This is a genomic window from Roseibium marinum, assembly GCF_002906165.1.
Lineage (GTDB): Bacteria > Pseudomonadota > Alphaproteobacteria > Rhizobiales > Stappiaceae > Roseibium > Roseibium marinum.
Map to the genome: position 1 here is coordinate 511,068 of NZ_PPCN01000001.1, position 16,583 is coordinate 527,650.

The window sequence follows — 16,583 nt, forward strand, 5'->3', positions numbered from 1 at the left end:
CGGTAAACATGTAAAGAATACTCTACATATGGCCCCTTGGTTCCATAAAATAAGGACTGGGTTAAAAGAGCGCTGCATAACCGGTGGCATTTGTGGAGAACCCGACCTGCCATTCACAGAAAAACTTTCGAAGGCCCGTCCCACTTTGCAAAAAAATCGCTATGGTGCAGCCCATGGATGAGACAGGCTTTCCGCAGGAAGGCGCCATAGCGGCGCCGGGACCGATGGGCGATCAAGACACCGCCAAACCGGCTTCGAAGGATGGGGCATACCGCGTTCTGGCGCGCAAATACCGCCCGAAAAACTTTGAGGATCTGGTCGGCCAGGAACCGATGGTGCAGACGCTGGAAAACGCGTTCGACACCGGACGCATCGCCCAGGCGTGGATGCTGACCGGCGTGCGCGGTGTCGGCAAGACCACAACGGCCCGCATCCTCGCCCGCGGCCTCAACTACGAGGTGCCCGGCACCGCCCACAAGCCGACGGTCAGGCTCGACCGGGAAGGCACGCACTGCCGGGCCATCATGGAAGGGCGCCATGTCGATGTCATCGAGATGGATGCCGCGTCCCATACGGGCATCGGCGACATCCGCGAGATCATCGATGCGGCGCGCTACCGTCCGGCGACGGCCCGCTACAAGGTCTACATCATCGACGAAGTGCACATGCTTTCCAACGCGGCCTTCAATGGTCTTTTGAAGACGCTGGAAGAGCCGCCTGAACATGTGAAATTCATTTTCGCCACGACGGAGATCCGCAAGGTTCCCATCACGGTTCTCTCCCGCTGCCAGCGCTTCGACCTGCGCCGGATAGAGCAATCGAAACTGATCGGGCTGCTGCGCCGCATCTCGGACGCGGAAAACATCCGGATCTCCGATGACGCGCTGTTGCTGATCGCCCGGGCCGGTGAAGGTTCGGCCCGCGATTCGCTTTCCCTGCTCGATCAGGCGATGGCCCACGGAGCCGGCGCGATCGAGGCGGAGGACCTGCGCCAGATGCTGGGTCTTGCCGACCGGGGCCGGGTGATCGACCTCTTCGGTCATCTGATGGCCGGCCGCATCGACGAGGCGCTGGGCGAACTCCAGGCGCAGTACGAGGTCGGGGCCGATCCAGCCATCGTGCTGACGGATCTGGCGGATTTCACCCATCTCGTGACGCGCATGAAGGTTGCGCCGAAATCGGCGGACGAGGCGTCCGTGACCGAAACGGAACGAAACCGCGGCCGGGAATTCGCCGAAAAGCTGTCCGTCCGGCTGCTCTCCCGTGCCTGGCAGATCCTTCTGAAAGGCGTGCAGGAAGTCCACGCCGCCTCCAAGCCTCTGGCCGCCGCCGACATGGTGCTGGTGCGTCTTGCCTACGCCGCCGATCTGCCCGATCCGGGCGATCTGATGGAACAGATCCGCAGCGGCCGGAACCCGCTTGAGGGGGGCGCCCCCCAGGGCGGTGCTCCCTCTGGTGGCGCGCCATCATCCGGAGCGCCCGCAGGCGGGGGAGCGCCCACTGGCGGCGGCGCGCAGGCCATGGCCGTCGGCATGCCGCGCGGCTCCGGCATGCAGGGCGATGGCCCCACCATGCAGGGAGCCGCTTCGCAGGAGCGCGGGACAAGACCTCAGCTCTCGACCATTCAGGGCGGAATGCCGCAACAACAGGCCGCGCCGCAGCCGCAAGAGAATGCGCCACCGGCCCACACTCTGCGCAGCCTTCAGGATTGCGTCGCTCTTGCCTCCGAAAAGGGTGACATTCCGCTCAAGGTCAAGATCCAGCGGCAAATGCGGCTGGTGAAGTTCGAGCCCGGCAAGATCGAGATCCAGCCGACCGACGATGCGCCCGCCGATATCGCCGGTGAATTCGGCCGCAAGCTGACGGAATGGACGGGCCAGCGCTGGTTCGTGGCCGTTTCGCGCACCCAGGGACGCCCGACCCTTCACGAGGAACAGGACGCCAACCAGCAGCAGCTTCTGTCCGATGCCAGATCTCATCCGACCGTTGCCGCGCTGCTCAGCCAGTTTCCCGGTGCCAGGGTTGTCGATGTGAAGGTGCAGGTCACCGAGGAAGATGAAGCGGCCCTGGCAGATCCGCTTTTGAACGATCCTCTGCTGAACGAAGCGCTCGGCAACGACGAAGACGATTGATCTGCGGTCATTGTTCTTCTAAATGCTGACCAGAAGACAAACGGCATGCGGCGGCAGCCGGCGAAATCAGGTTTTAGAAGGAGAAGTTCCGTGGATTTCCTCAAGATGATGAAGCAGGCCAAGGAAATGCAGTCCCAGATGGGCTCCCTGCAGGAACAGATCGTCGAGATCGAGGTCGAGGGATCCTCCGGTGGAGGACTGGTGACCCTGCGTCTCAACGGCAAGGGCGATCTCAAGGGCCTGAAGATTGACCCCTCGCTCCTGAAGGAAGACGAAGTTGAAATCCTGGAGGATCTGATCGTCGCGGCCCATACCGAGGCCCGCGCCAAGGCCGAGCAGGCGATCCAGGAAAAGACCCAGGAACTCATGGGCGGTCTCGGCCTGCCCGAAGGCATGAAACTGCCGTTCTGAGGTAAACCCCGATGTTGGATTGGCTTAATTCAGTTGCTTTTGGTTTAATTGCTGGATCAGCCATTTCGTTTTTTGGCGTATATGCCGGAATAATGCTTACCTTTACAAAGGAAAATAATAGAAAACATAAAAACTCAAGAACGTTGATTGTTTGGATATTGAATAGAACTGTCCAGATCTCAGATGAGATAGATCAACATTTACGAGAATTGCAAGATTTACAAGCCCCAATGGCTATGTATTCAATGAAACTTAAAGACCAAATAGATCTTTTCTGGAGAAATGTATCAGATTTAATTCAGTCAGACCTCAGTGAGTCTGAAAAAAATGAAGTTTTTTCCTTAATGGAGCAAATTGCAGTCCAGCTTAGGCTCTTTGAACTGCATTGTGGTTTGACGAATTTTGATATGAATGTGTCTGAAGATAAAATGGCGGAGAGAATAAACGAATTTAGGATAAGTATAGATAATATAAAAAATAGTTATTCTGAAATTTCTAGAATATCAAAATTGACTTCAAAGCTCTTGAAACGAATAGAAAAATAATGGCGCAGAAAAGTGTTGCTGGTCCGGAAATCGAGCGGCTGATCCAGCTGCTGGCAAAACTGCCGGGCCTCGGCCCGCGCTCCGCGCGCCGCGCCGCCCTGCATCTCATCAAGAAAAAGGATCAGCTCCTTGTGCCGCTGGCCGACGCCATGGGCGTCGCGGTGCGCGAAATCGGCATCTGCTCCACCTGCGGCACGGTCGATACCTGCGACCCCTGCACCATCTGCTCCGATCCAAGGCGGGAGCAGGACGTGCTGGTGGTTGTCGAGGATGTCGCCGATCTCTGGGCGCTGGAACGGGCAAATGCGGTCAATGCCCGCTATCACGTTCTCGGCGGCACGCTGTCGCCGCTCGACGGCATCGGCCCCGACGACCTCAATCTCGGCTCCCTGATCGACCGCTGCGGCACCGAAGGCTTCACCGAAATCATCCTGGCGATCAACGCCACCGTGGAAGGGCAGACTACAGCCCATTACATCATGGACCAGCTCTCGCATCTGGATGTCCGGGTAACCCGGCTGGCCCATGGCGTGCCGGTCGGGGGCGAACTCGATTATCTCGACGAAGGCACGCTCACGCAGGCGCTAAAGGCCCGCACACGGTTCGATTAACTGTCAGAAATAAAAATATAAAAGCAGGCACTGAAAAGACGCGCATCAGGATGGAGATGCAGACAACGCCGGTACGGCCGCGAAAGCGGCCAGTGTGACAAGCGGGGTGGCCCCGGACGCGCCAATCCGGAATGGGGCTTGCAGGTCACCGGATCTGCATGTAGCTGTCGTCAAACCCCGCAACACCGCAGAAAAATGCGCGGCCGCAGGCGTGCTGCAGGCTTCGGCCTTGCATCGCCCTCGCTGCGCGCTTATCTCGAAGCGGTCATTCACAGATCGTCGAAGGTTCCATGTTCCAAGCCGCTTCCCGTGCCATGTCCGAGGTTTTCGAGCAGCCCTTCCGGGCGATTTTCTGGAAAATGCTCGGCTTCACACTGGGTGTTCTGCTGGTGATCTGGATTGCCCTTCAGGGACTGGTCGCGAATTTCGTCGAGCTTCCCTACGGCTGGATGGACACGGCCCTGTCGGTTCTCACCGGCATAGGCGCGGTCTTCGTGCTGGGCTTTCTGATCGCACCGATTTCCGCGCTGTTCGCGGGCCTGTTCCAGGACGAGATCGCCGACATTGTCGATCAGAAAGACTATCCGGGAGACCGGCCGGGCAAGGCGCTGCCCTTCGCGCAGTCCGTCGGCCAGACGATCAAATTCACAGGCGTGGTGGTGCTCGGCAACCTGTTTGCCCTGCTGCTGCTTCTGGTGCCGGGCGTCAACCTGATCGCCTTCTTTCTGGTCAACGGCTATCTGCTCGGACGCGAGTTCTTCGAATTCGCCGCCATGCGTTTCATGCCAGCCGCCGAGGCCAAGGCGTTCCGCAAGGCGCGCGGCGGCACCGTGTTTCTGGGCGGGCTGGTGATTGCCGCGTTGCTGGCGGTGCCGATCCTCAACCTGGTCACGCCGATCTTCGCGACCATCTTCATGATGCATCTCTTCAAACGCCTGGCTTCCAGGCAGGTCGGGCGTTCCTCGGCTTGAACCGCCAGACGCCGCAAACCCTGTCAGGGACCTTCCTCCAGCGCCGCCCCGGTCTTGAGCCGGGGCCATTTGCCGGTTGAGGGCAGGTCCCGGCTCAAGGCCGGGACAGCGCGATTGTGCAATCTGACCTAGCTTTTCTGATTATCTTTCTGCAAAGGTCTCCTCAACGGAGAACCACATGCAGGACCTGTTGAGGGAAATCGCCGAAGCCGCGGCGGCAGAAGCGGACAAAGGTAATGTCGCGACCTATATTCCCGAACTTGCCGGAATAGATACCGGTCAGTTCGGAATTGCCGTTGCGACGGCGGACGGAAAGCTTTTTTCCGCCGGTGACGCCGATGTGCCGTTTTCGATCCAGTCGGTTTCCAAGGTCTTCGCGCTCGCCCTGGCGCTCGGCCGCGTCGGCGAGCAGATCTGGCGGCGTGTCGGACGGGAGCCCTCCGGTCTGTCCTTCGATTCGGTGCTGCTGCTGGAACGCGAGAAGGGCATTCCCCGCAATCCGTTCATCAATGCCGGCGCCCTGGTGGCCACCGACACCTATCTGGCCAGCTCCAGTCCACGCGCGGCCTTGGGGGAATTGCTGACTTTCATCCGCGCGGCGGCGGATGACGAGGCAATACACATCAACGAAACGGTCGCCCTGTCGGAAATCGCCACCGCGCACCGCAATTTTTCCCTGGCCCACTATCTTGCCTCGTTCGACAACCTCCACGCCTCTGTCGACAAGGTGATCGGCACCTACAGTCACCAATGCGCGGTCGAAATGACCTGCCGGCAGCTGGCGATGGCGGGCCGCTTTCTGGTGGACGCGCCGAAAATGCCGGCGCTTGTTTCCGACGAGCGCCGCCGGCGCATCAATGCGCTGATGATGACATGCGGCCATTATGACGGTTCCGGGGACTTCGCTTTTCGTGTCGGCATGCCCGGCAAGAGCGGTGTCGGCGGCGGTATTCTGGTGATTTCCCCAAGCCGGGCCTCGATCGCGGTCTGGTCGCCCGGGCTCAATCCCTATGGCAATTCCAAGCTTGGAACCGAAGCCATGCAGACCTTTTCGCACAGGACCGGATGGTCCGTGTTCGGCGTTCCGCACAGGGGGCAGCCCCACGGCGGATAGGGAAGTTTTGTCACAGGTTCGATTTTAAACGATTCAAAAGTGGTTTCAGTGAAATTAGCCCTATAGGATATTTTGACCTTTCGAAGCGTTGGCGCTAGAACCCTTCTGAACAACGCTTTGATTTGCTTACGTTTACGCGAACGTAAACTAAAACGGCGGAACTCGGGAAAAACTGTTCGATGGCGGCAAACGGGCCAACGGCAGGGCTTCTATCAACGGGTTTTCGCCGAGTTCATGCCGCTCGGAAATTTAAGATCGATCAACTTTTCTGCTTCATATGGGTCCATATGAAAACATGTTGATCCAGCGTCGTACGGGAGAGGAATTCCATGTCGAACGCCGATCTGCGGGGCAACCGCCCGCTGTCGCCCCATCTTCAGATCTATAAACCCATTCTGACGATGGTCATGTCGATCCTGCACCGCATCACGGGCGCGGCGCTGTATTTCGGTACTGTCCTTCTCGCCTGGTGGCTGATCGCCGCCGCGGCCGGCCCGTCCTACTTCGATTTCGTCAACGGCATCTACGGCTCCATTCTGGGCCGGCTGGTTCTGTTCGGCTTCACCTGGGCGCTGGTGCATCACATGCTCGGCGGCCTGCGCCACCTGATCTGGGCCATGGGCGCCGGATTCGGCAAGGAAGCCCGGGAATGGATGGCCAAGGCCACGATCATCGGTTCCGTTTCCCTGACCCTGATCCTCTGGGTCATCGGTTACCTGGTTCGTTAAGGAGAGCGTCATGAAAGATTTGCGCACGCCGCTGAACAAGGTCCGCGGCCTCGGCTCCGCCAAGGAAGGCACCGATCATTACTGGAAGCAGCATGTCACCGCTTTCGCCAATGTCTTCCTGATCAGCTTTTTCGTGATCATGGTGATCGCGATGCAGGGGTCCACCCACGGCGAAGTCATCGAGACACTGAAAAACCCGCTCGTCTCGATCGTCCTGCTGCTGGTGATTCTCTCCGGCGTCTATCACATGAAGCTCGGCATGCAGGTGATCATCGAGGACTATGTGCATGGCGAAGGCATCAAGTTCCTTTCCCTGATGGTGAACACCTTCTTCTGCGTCTTTATCGGTTTCGGCTGCATCTTCGCAGTGCTCAAGATTGGCTTTGGAGGCTGACCCGGATGGCCAAGACTTACGAATTCATCGACCATACCTATGATGTTGTCGTTGTCGGCGCCGGCGGCGCGGGCCTGCGCGCGGCACTCGGTATGGCCGAGCAGGGCCTCAGGACCGCCTGCATCACCAAGGTCTTCCCGACACGCTCGCACACGGTTGCCGCCCAGGGCGGCATCGCTGCCTCTCTCGTCAACATGACGCCGGACAGCTGGCAGTGGCACATGTACGACACGGTCAAGGGGTCCGACTGGCTCGGCGACACCGACGCCATGGAATACCTTGCCCGTGAAGCACCGAAAGCCGTTTACGAGCTGGAACACTACGGTGTGCCCTTCTCGCGCACCGAGGAAGGCACGATCTACCAGCGCCCGTTCGGCGGCCATATGCAGAATTTCGGTGAGGGCCCTCCCGTACAGCGCACCTGCGCCGCGGCCGACCGGACCGGTCATGCCATCCTGCACACGCTTTACGGCCAGTCCCTGCGCCACAACGCGGAATTCTATATCGAGTATTTCGCGCTCGACCTGATCATGTCCGATGACGGTGTCTGCCAGGGTGTGATCGCCTGGAACCTCGACGACGGCACGATGCACCGCTTCGCCGCCAAGACAGTGGTCCTGGCGACCGGCGGCTACGGCCGGGCCTTCTTCTCGGCGACGTCCGCCCATACCTGCACCGGCGACGGCGGCGGCATGGTCGCGCGCGCCGGCCTGCCGCTTCAGGACATGGAATTCGTCCAGTTCCACCCGACCGGCATCTACGGCTCAGGCTGCCTGATCACCGAAGGCGCGCGCGGCGAGGGCGGCTATCTGGTCAACTCCGAAGGCGAGCGCTTCATGGAGCGCTACGCGCCCTCGGCCAAGGATCTGGCGTCCCGCGATGTCGTCTCCCGCTGCATGACCATGGAAATCCGCGAAGGCCGCGGCGTCGGTCCGAAAAAGGACCATATCTTCCTGCATCTGGATCACCTCGATCCGGCGCTGCTGGCGGAACGTCTGCCGGGCATTTCCGAATCGGCGAAAATTTTCGCCGGTGTGGATCTGACCAAGGAACCAATCCCGGTCCTGCCGACCGTTCACTACAACATGGGCGGTATTCCGACCAACTACTGGGGCGAGGTGCTGAACGCGGACGGTGACAATCCGACCCGCATCCAGCCGGGCCTGATGGCTGTCGGCGAAGCGGCCTGCGCTTCCGTCCATGGCGCCAACCGCCTCGGCTCGAACTCTCTGACCGACCTAGTGGTGTTCGGACGCGCCGCCGCCATTCGGGCGGGTCAGGTGATCGACAGGAATGCCGCCATACCGACGCCGAACGAGGCGAGTTGCGACAAGATCATGGAGCGCTTCGACAGTCTCAGGAATGCCAATGGCACGATCCCGACGGCGGATCTGCGCGACAAGATGCAGCATGCCATGCAGGAAGACGCGGCAGTCTTCCGCACCCAGGAAAGCCTGTCGCAGGGCTGCAAGCGTCTTTCCGAGATCTGGGGTGAACGCAAGGACCTCAAGGTGACCGACCGGTCGCTGATCTGGAATTCCGATCTGGTGGAAACGCTGGAGCTGGAAAACCTGCTGGCCAACGCGATCACCACCGTCTACGGCGCCGAAGCCCGCAAGGAAAGCCGCGGGGCGCATGCCCGCGAGGACTTCAAGGACGGTCCGTTGTCCGGCCGCGACGACGTGAACTGGCGCAAGCACACGCTGGCCTGGGTGAATGAGGCCGGCGACATCAAGCTGGACTACCGCCCGGTCGTAACCGATCCGCTGACCACCTTGGAAGAAGGTGGTATCGACCCGAAGAAGATCGCGCCGAAAGCGCGCGTCTACTGACGGGAGGGGTCGGTTGAGCGAGGCAGCAACACTTCTGGACACAAGAAGTCCGTTCGGCACCTATCCTGTCGAGCGGATGGTCCGGGCTGCGTGGCGTCTGGCCGACCGGCATGAACTTTCAAAGGGCCTGCGCCGGCGCATCCGCGCTCTGGTCGCGCGTTTTTTCAAGGGGCCTTACGATCTGGAAGCGGACGGTCTGAAATTCCGCATCTATCCGGGCGAGAATTATGACGACCGCAAGATCCTGTCCAAGGGGCGTTTGCCGGAACGCGAGGAACACAGGCTGATCGCCCCGCATCTGGGCGAGGGCAAGGTGTTTGTCGATGTGGGAGCCAATATCGGCTCCTACGCGATCTTCGCCGCCGACCTCGGCGCGCGGGTGGTCGCGATCGAAGCCAATCCGCAGACGGCGGACAAACTGACGTTCAACGTGCGGGCCAACGATCTGGACAACGTCACGGTCGTGCGCTCGGCCGTCGGTCCGCGCGACGACACGCTGCCTTTGTGGCAGGAGCCGAGCAATTGCGGCTTCGCCACCTTCGTCAAGGATCTGACCACCGGGGAATGGGCGGGCGACTGGTCGCCGACTTTCGTGAAAGTCCGGCCGCTGACCGCCCTGTCCGACGAGTTGGGTCTGCGCAAGATCGATGTATTAAAAGTGGATGTGGAAGGGTTCGAGGACCGGGTGGTGCTTCCTTTCCTGCGGCACGTGGACAGGGACCTCTGGCCCCGTGTGATCCTTCTTGAAACCAACTGCCGGCCCTACTGGTCCGAGGATTGCCTGAGCGAACTGGCAAACCGGGGCTACCAGGTGACCGGCCGGACGAATGACAACATGGTCTTCGAGCTTTGAGCTTGAGCCAGAAGACCAACCGGCCCGGACGCGAAACCAGGGCCCAACGCGGAGCAGTAACGATATGGTTCAGCTGACGCTTCCCCGGAACTCCCAGGTGACGGAAGGCAAGGTGTGGGACAAGCCGGAAGGCGCAACCAACCTGCGTGAGTACCGCATCTACCGCTGGAACCCGGATGACGGGCGCAACCCCCGGGTCGATACCTATTTCATCGACGTGGACGACTGCGGGCCCATGGTCCTGGACGGACTGATCTTCATCAAGAACAGGATCGACCCGACCCTGACCTTCCGCCGGTCCTGCCGCGAAGGCATCTGCGGGTCCTGCGCGATGAACATCGACGGCACCAACACGCTGGCCTGCACCAAGGGCATGGACGAAGTCGCCGCCGACGTGGTCAAGATCTATCCGCTGCCGCACATGCCGGTGGTGAAGGATCTCGTGCCGGACCTGACCCGCTTCTACGCCCAGCACCGTTCCATCGAGCCGTGGCTTCAGACCGTGTCGCCGCCGCCGGAAAAGGAGTGGCTTCAGTCCCACGAGGACCGGGTGAAGCTGGACGGTCTCTATGAGTGCATCCTGTGTGCCTGCTGCTCGACGTCCTGCCCGTCCTACTGGTGGAACGGCGATCGATATCTCGGCCCGGCGGTCCTGCTTCAGGCCTACCGCTGGCTGATCGACAGCCGCGACGAGGCGACAGGCAAGCGCCTGGACGATCTGGAAGATCCGTTCCGCCTCTATCGCTGCCACACCATCATGAACTGCTCCCAGGCCTGCCCCAAGGGGCTCAACCCTGCCAAGGCGATCGCGGAGATCAAGAAGATGATGGTCGAACGCCGGGTGTGACACCCGGGCGGACTGTCAGATTCCCCAAAATAAAGGCCCTCCCACGGGATGGCCTTTTTCCATTCCCGAGACATGACCGGCAACACGGCTGGCGGATTACCGGAACATCGTCCGCCGCCGTTCGTGGTAGGTGCCCGGGGTGAAATAGGTCCGGGTCCAGCCGTCCGTCGGATCGAGATTGGAGACGGGACGGGTGTCGCCGCCGGATCTGCCGCGCTGCTGGCGCGCCCTGCGTATGGCGACGGTCCTGAAATAGAAGTGGTTGAACATGCGCATGAATTCGTTGAGGTAGATGTCGGCCGAAACCCGTGCCTCGCCGCCGCGGATCAGCAGCATGTTCTCGTCATTGGACTCAACCGATCCGGTTGAGAAATTCGCCGATCCGGAAAGAACCTGCGGATCTTGTCCCAGCGCATCGATCAGCATGTATTTGGTGTGCACATAGAAAATGTGCCCCTTCTTGCGGAAATGCTCCTCTTCCCTGAACCATTGGTCCAGCCGGAAACCGCCGGTCTCCAGCTTAATGGCGTCACGGTTGAAATGCTGTCCCAGCGCGATGCGGGTGTCGCGGTCCCGTTCGATCAGCCGTTGCTCATCCGGGTTCCTGTCCGGCTTTTCCATCAGCAGGAAGCGCAGGAAATCCCGGTCCTCGCCGAACTTTTCCGCAAGCTCCGTCGCAACGCCGAAAGCGGCGGTGAACATCACGCTGGAGCCGGCGGCGGCCAGCCGGTTCGCGTACCACTCCATCATGCCTTTCCGGCGCGGTGAAAAGATCGTCGTCGTGCCCTCCGGCGGCGGCGCATCCGGTGGGGTCGGGAATTCGGCCGTGTTGAAGGTCTTGAAGCCGCGGGTGGCCGGATCGCGCGCGAATTCCTCCCAATAGGTGTTGTAGCGGCCGGCGACTTCCGGAACGCGCACAAGGTGGCCGACATTGCTCTGCCCGAGGAAACCGGACGGGGTGAAATTGGTGGAGCCGGTCCAGACCGCCCGTGGCTGGCCGTCTTCCAGAAGCAGGATGAACTTGTTGTGCGAGATGCCGGAATAGCGCGTTCTGGGATACAGCGTCACATTGGCGGCGCCGTCCAGGCCGGCCGCGCCGATGGCGGCGGCGTTCTCGGTGCTGATTGATGTCGCGCTTATGCTGCCGTCGCGCTTGCGGTCTCCGCCGTCATAGCAGACCTGCACCTTCGCACCGGTGCCGGCGGCGATACGCAGGGCATTCAGGATCGGCTGATAGTAGAATTCATAGGCGGCGACACGCAGTTCGAAACGCGGGCCGTTGGCTTCCGAGATGAAGGAAAGCGCGGCTTCAAGAAGACCCCGGGACAACCATTTTACCTTGTCGTTGTCCGGATCGTTTTTCTCGTCGTCGTTCGGGCCGGCATTTCCGAAACGATCCGCGAAGGCCTGGCTGGGAATGGCGCCCCGGTTGAAGAAAACCGCGTGCCGCGAGCCGCTTTCACCATGGGTGCGGACCGTCACTTCCACGTCAGGCCCGGGAACAAGGTTTTCCGGAGTTCCGTAAAGCGGACGGAAGACATAGGTGAAGGTCTGATCCGGGCCGGCGCTGTAATCGCCCCAAAGGAAACTCTGAATGGGATGTTCCAGCGTCGAGCGGCGTTCTCCGGGCTGCGGATCGGGGACCGTCTCGGCAAAGAACTTGAAGCCCCGTTGCCAGCGGATGCGGCCGTCTCCGGCGCGCTTGCCGAGGGCGAAGCCGAGAAGTCCGATGCGGGCTTCCTCCGTGGCGTCGAGGCCGAACAGAACCGACCGTGTTCCCGGGATCGCGTGGATGCTGATGCCGCCATTTTCCGCCCTGATACTCATTGCGCTCTCCCTGTCGCGACCGGTCGGATTGAAATGATGTCAGATAAATCGGAACTATACGTGACAGAAAGTTTCAATCAATAAGGGTGGGCGGGTTATGTTGAAACCGACGACATGACAGGGTGAGTGCGAGGAGCGGAAAGGCATGGGACCGCTCACGATGGTTTCACGCTCTTGTGCAGCAGTGCGCAACGGAGTTGAGTTGTGTCGGCGCCCGAATTGCGTACCTCTTACCGCAATTGATGGAGGATCTATTATGAAGCGCCTGTTGCCGCTATCTTTCGTTGCCGCTCTTGCCGTTGCTGCCCCTTTCACTCAGGCGCAAGCGGAAACCGCGATCCTTGCCGGCGGGTGTTTCTGGTGCGTGGAATCGGATCTGGAAGCCCTTCCCGGCGTCCGTGAAGTCGTCTCGGGGTATGCCGGCGGAACGACACAAAACCCCACCTACAAGACTTACGAGCATGGCGGTCACCGGGAGGTGGTGAAAGTCGATTTCGACGAAAGCAAAATCAGCTATGGCGATCTGGTCGGGATCTTTCTGCGCACCATTGACGTGACGGACCCGGGCGGCCAATTCTGCGACCGCGGTCATGGCTATTCCTCGGCGATCTATCCGCTCGACGAGGCACAGGCCGGGCAGGCCGAAGAGGAAATCGCACAGGCGCGCAAGATCCTCGACGCAAAGGTCGTCACTCCGGTCGAGGCTTCGGCCATCTTCTGGCCGGCCGAGGACTATCATCAGAATTATTACAAGAGCGATGTGCGCACGCTGACACGTTTCGGTTATGTCTCGCGGGCCGATGCCTACAAGGGCTACCGGAAGGGATGTGGCCGGGATGCCCGGGTGAAATCCGTCTGGGGCGCGGAAGCCTACAAAGGGCTGCCCAAGGCCGGATCCTGATGTTCTTTCGCACACAAGCCAGATTGAGAAATTGACATAAAATTTGCCGTTGCGGAATTTGTGACATACATTTTTCCGGTGGGCTCACGTCTGAGAGGACGGTGTCATGCTTGGTTTATTTGGAAGTCCCGCATTAAGGGAGCCGGAATTCATTTCGGAACTCAGAGCCGTCGAAACGGAAGACCGACTTCGCGTGAAGACCGCCGGCCTGATGGAGGCCGCCGGGCTGGAGATCCGCGACTCCAACACGCCGACGGAGTTTGCCGCGGCGGCCACGGTCGCGATCATGAGGCTGGTGCTCACGACAGCCGACCGAGACTTTGACGACCTGTCCTTTGAAAACCGGTTCGTGACCGGCCTCTTCGGGTTTCTCATGGCGCATGATCTGTCCCGGCGAACCAATGCCGATCTTGGCGTCGTGCTGGGCATCGCCGGTCTCGATCTCTTCTCGCGTGAGGAAATCGATCAGATCTACACGCTCGGCAAGTCCTACCGGCGCCTGCGCCAGCATCGCAAGATACATCTGGCGTTGCGCGGAGTCATCAACGACTTCCTTACACATCCCGATCGCGAGACCCTCGGCGACCTTGTCGGCGTATATCAGCTATGCCTGCGCGACGATGGCTGATACCAACGGCAGTCAAGTGCCGTGATCAGTAGCGGTAACCAAGGCCAAGATTGAACACATCGATATTGTTGCTTGCTGTCATTGTCGTCGCCGGAAAGCCATCCAGATTGAACTGGATGTCATCAAACCGGAAGTGCTTGTAGTCGGCGCGCGCGAAAAATCCGTCGTGAATACGGGCTTCGAGCCCGCCGCCGAGCACCAGTGCAAGGGCGGTCTTGGAATAGGAGGCTTCCAGTTGGCGCGCCGCTGGCGGTGATCCTAAATCGTCTTCCGCGAGCATGGCGCGTGTTTCGTGGTCCACCTGCAGGCGTCCGTAGCCGACCCCGGCGGAAACATACGGCATGAACCTTCCGGCATCGAAGCCCAGACGTACGGTTCCCGAACTCAGCCACTTGCCCTGCACGGAAAGATCTTTCGATGCGTCGCTGGGAAAATTGGTGACCATGCCCTCCAGATGAGCGCCCAGAACCAACTGGTTGAACTGGTGATCGTAGCCGATCGAACCGCCGAATGTCCCGGACCGCTCAAAATTGCTCTCTTTATTGGTATTATATGTGGACTCCGCGGTTCCCGAAACGTTCAGAAACGCGCCTCCGGCAAAAAGGACGCCGCTGAAGCCCGACCAGTCGGAGCGCTCGAGGCGGAGGTTTTCCACGGTTCCGAACGCGACCGCAGGTGCATCCGCAGCCAGGGAGGACGAAGTAGAACCAAGAAGAAACAATCCGAGAATAGGTAGGAAGCGCATTTGTAAACCCCCGCGAAAAGATCAGCCCGAATCTTTCATATCGCGAAAAGGGTCAATGCTTCGTTAAGGTTAACAATCTTCAAACGCCTGCTTCGAAAGCCTCGACGAGATCGAGGAAGGCCTCGCCGTATTTCTCCAGCTTCGACTGGCCGACGCCGGACACAGAAAGCAGCGCATCCTTCGTCACCGGACGCGCGGACGCGATGCCGGCCAGGGTGGCATCCGGGAACACCACGTAGGAGGGCACTTTCTGATCGCGTGCGATCTGGGTCCTGAGCCGGCGCAACCGCTCGAACAGAAGCTTGTCTTCATTGTCGAGGTCATCCGCGACCGAGCCCGTGCGGGAGGTGCGGGTCTTTTTCAGACCCGCGGCGTTGCGGTCCTTGCGCAAGGCAAGTGTTTCCTCGCCGCGCAGCACGGACCGGGCTTTTTCCGTCAGCACCAGCGCACCGAATTGAGTATGGTCGACATCGACAAACCCGGCGGCGACAATCTGTCGGGCAATGGACTGCCAGGTCTTCTGCGGCAACTCCGCGCCGATGCCGAAGACGGACAGGTTGTCATGGCCGAAGCGGGTCGTCTTCTCGTTGCTCTTGCCGAGCAGCACGTCGATGACATGGCCGGTTCCGAAGCGCTGACCGGTGCGGTAGATGGCCGACATCAGCTTTTGAGCCGCTTCCGTCCCGTCCCATGTCTCCACCGGCGACAGGCAGGTGTCGCAATTGCCGCAAGGCTTCGGGTAGGTTTCGCCGAAATGGGCCAGCAGTGCCTGGCGCCGGCAGCCCGAGGTTTCGCAAATGCCCAGCAAGGCGTTGAGCTTGGCGTTTTCGGCGCGTTTGACCTCGTCCGGTGCATCGCCTTCGGCAATCATGCGCCGCCGCTGCACCAGATCGGCCATGCCATAGGCCATGAAGGCTTCGGCCGGGGCGCCATCCCGGCCGGCCCGTCCCGTTTCCTGGTAATAGGCCTCGACGGAGGAAGGCAGATCCAGATGGGCGACATAGCGCACGTCCGGCTTGTCGATCCCCATGCCGAAGGCGACGGTGGCCACCAGGCACAGATCTTCCTCCAGCAGGAAGGCGTCCTGATTGGCCGACCTTTGTTCCGCCGGCAGCCGCGCGTGGTAGGGAAGGGCCCGTATGCCCTTTTCCGTCAGCCACGCGGCGATGTCTTCGACCTTGGCCCGTGACAGGCAGTAGACGATGCCGCTTTCGTTTTCGTGCTTCTTCAGGAAATCCAGAAGCTGCTGACGCTGGTTGGTGCGTTCGACGATTTCGTAGCGGATGTTCGGACGGTCGAAACTGGTGGAGAAGACCTCGGCGTCCTCAAGCTGCAGCCGCGCCAGGATGTCCTTTTGTGTGTGCGGATCCGCCGTCGCCGTCAGGGCAACCCTTGGCACGCCCGGATAGCGTTCCGAAAGGCAGGACAGCGACAGATATTCCGGTCGGAAATCATGGCCCCACTGGCTGACGCAATGGGCCTCGTCGATGGCGAAAAGGGAAATTTCAAGCGTGTCGAGAAATCTGCGGAAAGCCTCGATGCTCAGCCGTTCGGGCGTCACGTAGAGCAGGTCGATCTCCCCGCGCTGCAGCTCCGCGCGCAGGGCGGCCTGATCTTCAGGAGACAGCGTCGAATTCATGGCGGCGGCATTGACACCGGCAGCCTTGAGCGCTCCGACCTGATCCTTCATCAGCGCGATCAGCGGCGAAACGACGATGCCGACGCCGCGCCGGCAAAGCGCCGGAATCTGGAAGCACAGGGATTTGCCGGCCCCGGTCGGGAACAGCACGACCGCGTCCTTGCCGTCGACCAGAGTGTCGATGACGGCCTGTTGCTTGCCGCGAAAGCTGCTGTATCCGAAGACCTTTTGCAAAACCGCGAGCGGCTTCGGCTCCGCGCGGATCTGCGGAGCGGCGGGATGTTGAAGTGGAGCAACTTCATCCGCGGCGGCCGCGGGCGAAACAGACATGGGGCAGCGGGTTCCTTTGAGTTTCCCGAACCATGTCCTATTCGCGCCGGAAGGGCAATCTGCACCTGTGGATGA

Annotated in this window: 16 protein-coding genes; 13 read left to right on the forward strand and 3 right to left on the reverse strand. The window is 60.5% G+C overall.

Going from position 1 to position 16,583, the window contains the following annotated elements; all coding sequences use genetic code 11:
* Positions 1–173: 173 nt before the first annotated feature.
* The 11 genes from CLV41_RS02410 to CLV41_RS02460 all read left to right on the forward strand — a co-directional run bounded on the left by CLV41_RS02410 (position 174) and on the right by CLV41_RS02460 (position 10,438).
* Positions 174–2,132, forward strand: coding sequence for a DNA polymerase III subunit gamma/tau (locus CLV41_RS02410; RefSeq protein WP_408013409.1), 1,959 nt, complete (start codon positions 174–176; stop codon positions 2,130–2,132).
* A 45-nt stretch (positions 2,133–2,177) separates the two neighbouring features.
* Positions 2,178–2,543 carry a YbaB/EbfC family nucleoid-associated protein gene (locus CLV41_RS02415; protein WP_208987230.1) on the forward strand — a complete coding sequence of 122 codons (366 nt, stop codon included), beginning with the start codon at positions 2,178–2,180 and terminating at the stop codon, positions 2,541–2,543.
* An 11-nt stretch (positions 2,544–2,554) separates the two neighbouring features.
* Positions 2,555–3,088, forward strand: a complete 534-nt coding sequence (locus tag CLV41_RS27405) for a hypothetical protein (RefSeq protein ID WP_146048480.1) — start codon at positions 2,555–2,557, stop codon at positions 3,086–3,088.
* Positions 3,088–3,699, forward strand: a complete 612-nt coding sequence (recR, locus tag CLV41_RS02425; RefSeq protein ID WP_103220671.1) for a recombination mediator RecR — start codon at positions 3,088–3,090, stop codon at positions 3,697–3,699. The genes CLV41_RS27405 and recR overlap by 1 nt, the downstream gene beginning before the upstream one ends.
* A 290-nt stretch (positions 3,700–3,989) precedes the next feature.
* Entirely contained in the window at positions 3,990–4,670 is a 681-nt protein-coding gene (locus tag CLV41_RS02430) for a sulfate transporter family protein (RefSeq protein ID WP_103220672.1), read from the forward strand.
* A 178-nt stretch (positions 4,671–4,848) separates the two neighbouring features.
* On the forward strand, positions 4,849–5,784 hold the full coding sequence (locus CLV41_RS02435; protein ID WP_103220673.1) for a glutaminase: 936 nt from the start codon (positions 4,849–4,851) through the stop codon (positions 5,782–5,784).
* Between the two features lie 329 nt (positions 5,785–6,113).
* The gene (sdhC, locus tag CLV41_RS02440) at positions 6,114–6,512 is read left to right on the forward strand and encodes a succinate dehydrogenase, cytochrome b556 subunit (RefSeq protein WP_103220674.1); all 399 of its coding nucleotides are present in this window, start codon (positions 6,114–6,116) and stop codon (positions 6,510–6,512) included.
* A gap of 10 nt (positions 6,513–6,522) precedes the next feature.
* The gene (sdhD, locus tag CLV41_RS02445; protein WP_103220675.1) at positions 6,523–6,906 is read left to right on the forward strand and encodes a succinate dehydrogenase, hydrophobic membrane anchor protein; all 384 of its coding nucleotides are present in this window, start codon (positions 6,523–6,525) and stop codon (positions 6,904–6,906) included.
* 5 nt (positions 6,907–6,911) lie between these two features.
* Complete coding sequence (gene sdhA / locus CLV41_RS02450) at positions 6,912–8,738, forward strand: succinate dehydrogenase flavoprotein subunit (RefSeq protein ID WP_103220676.1); 1,827 nt, start codon at positions 6,912–6,914, stop codon at positions 8,736–8,738.
* A gap of 13 nt (positions 8,739–8,751) precedes the next feature.
* Positions 8,752–9,591: an FkbM family methyltransferase gene (locus CLV41_RS02455; protein WP_208987231.1), complete on the forward strand. Its 840-nt coding sequence runs from the start codon at positions 8,752–8,754 to the stop codon at positions 9,589–9,591.
* Between the two features lie 64 nt (positions 9,592–9,655).
* A complete protein-coding gene (locus tag CLV41_RS02460; protein WP_103220677.1) occupies positions 9,656–10,438 on the forward strand; it encodes a succinate dehydrogenase iron-sulfur subunit in 783 nt (260 codons plus the stop codon).
* 96 nt (positions 10,439–10,534) lie between these two features.
* Here the strand turns inward: CLV41_RS02460 and CLV41_RS02465 are convergent, their stop codons facing one another.
* Positions 10,535–12,265: a phospholipase D-like domain-containing protein gene (locus tag CLV41_RS02465; RefSeq protein ID WP_103220678.1), complete on the reverse strand. Its 1,731-nt coding sequence runs from the start codon at positions 12,263–12,265 to the stop codon at positions 10,535–10,537.
* A gap of 256 nt (positions 12,266–12,521) precedes the next feature.
* Here CLV41_RS02465 and msrA point away from each other — a divergent pair, with 256 nt between their 5' ends.
* Positions 12,522–13,166, forward strand: coding sequence for a peptide-methionine (S)-S-oxide reductase MsrA (gene msrA, locus CLV41_RS02470; protein ID WP_103220679.1), 645 nt, complete (start codon positions 12,522–12,524; stop codon positions 13,164–13,166).
* A 106-nt stretch (positions 13,167–13,272) separates the two neighbouring features.
* Entirely contained in the window at positions 13,273–13,794 is a 522-nt protein-coding gene (locus CLV41_RS02475; protein ID WP_146048481.1) for a hypothetical protein, read from the forward strand.
* Positions 13,795–13,819: 25 nt separating this feature from the next.
* On the opposite strand, the gene CLV41_RS02480 is transcribed toward CLV41_RS02475, so the two are convergent.
* Positions 13,820–14,539: an outer membrane protein gene (locus tag CLV41_RS02480; RefSeq protein ID WP_103220681.1), complete on the reverse strand. Its 720-nt coding sequence runs from the start codon at positions 14,537–14,539 to the stop codon at positions 13,820–13,822.
* Between the two features lie 79 nt (positions 14,540–14,618).
* On the reverse strand, positions 14,619–16,508 hold the full coding sequence (recQ, locus tag CLV41_RS02485; RefSeq protein ID WP_103220682.1) for a DNA helicase RecQ: 1,890 nt from the start codon (positions 16,506–16,508) through the stop codon (positions 14,619–14,621).
* Positions 16,509–16,583 lie beyond the last annotated feature (75 nt).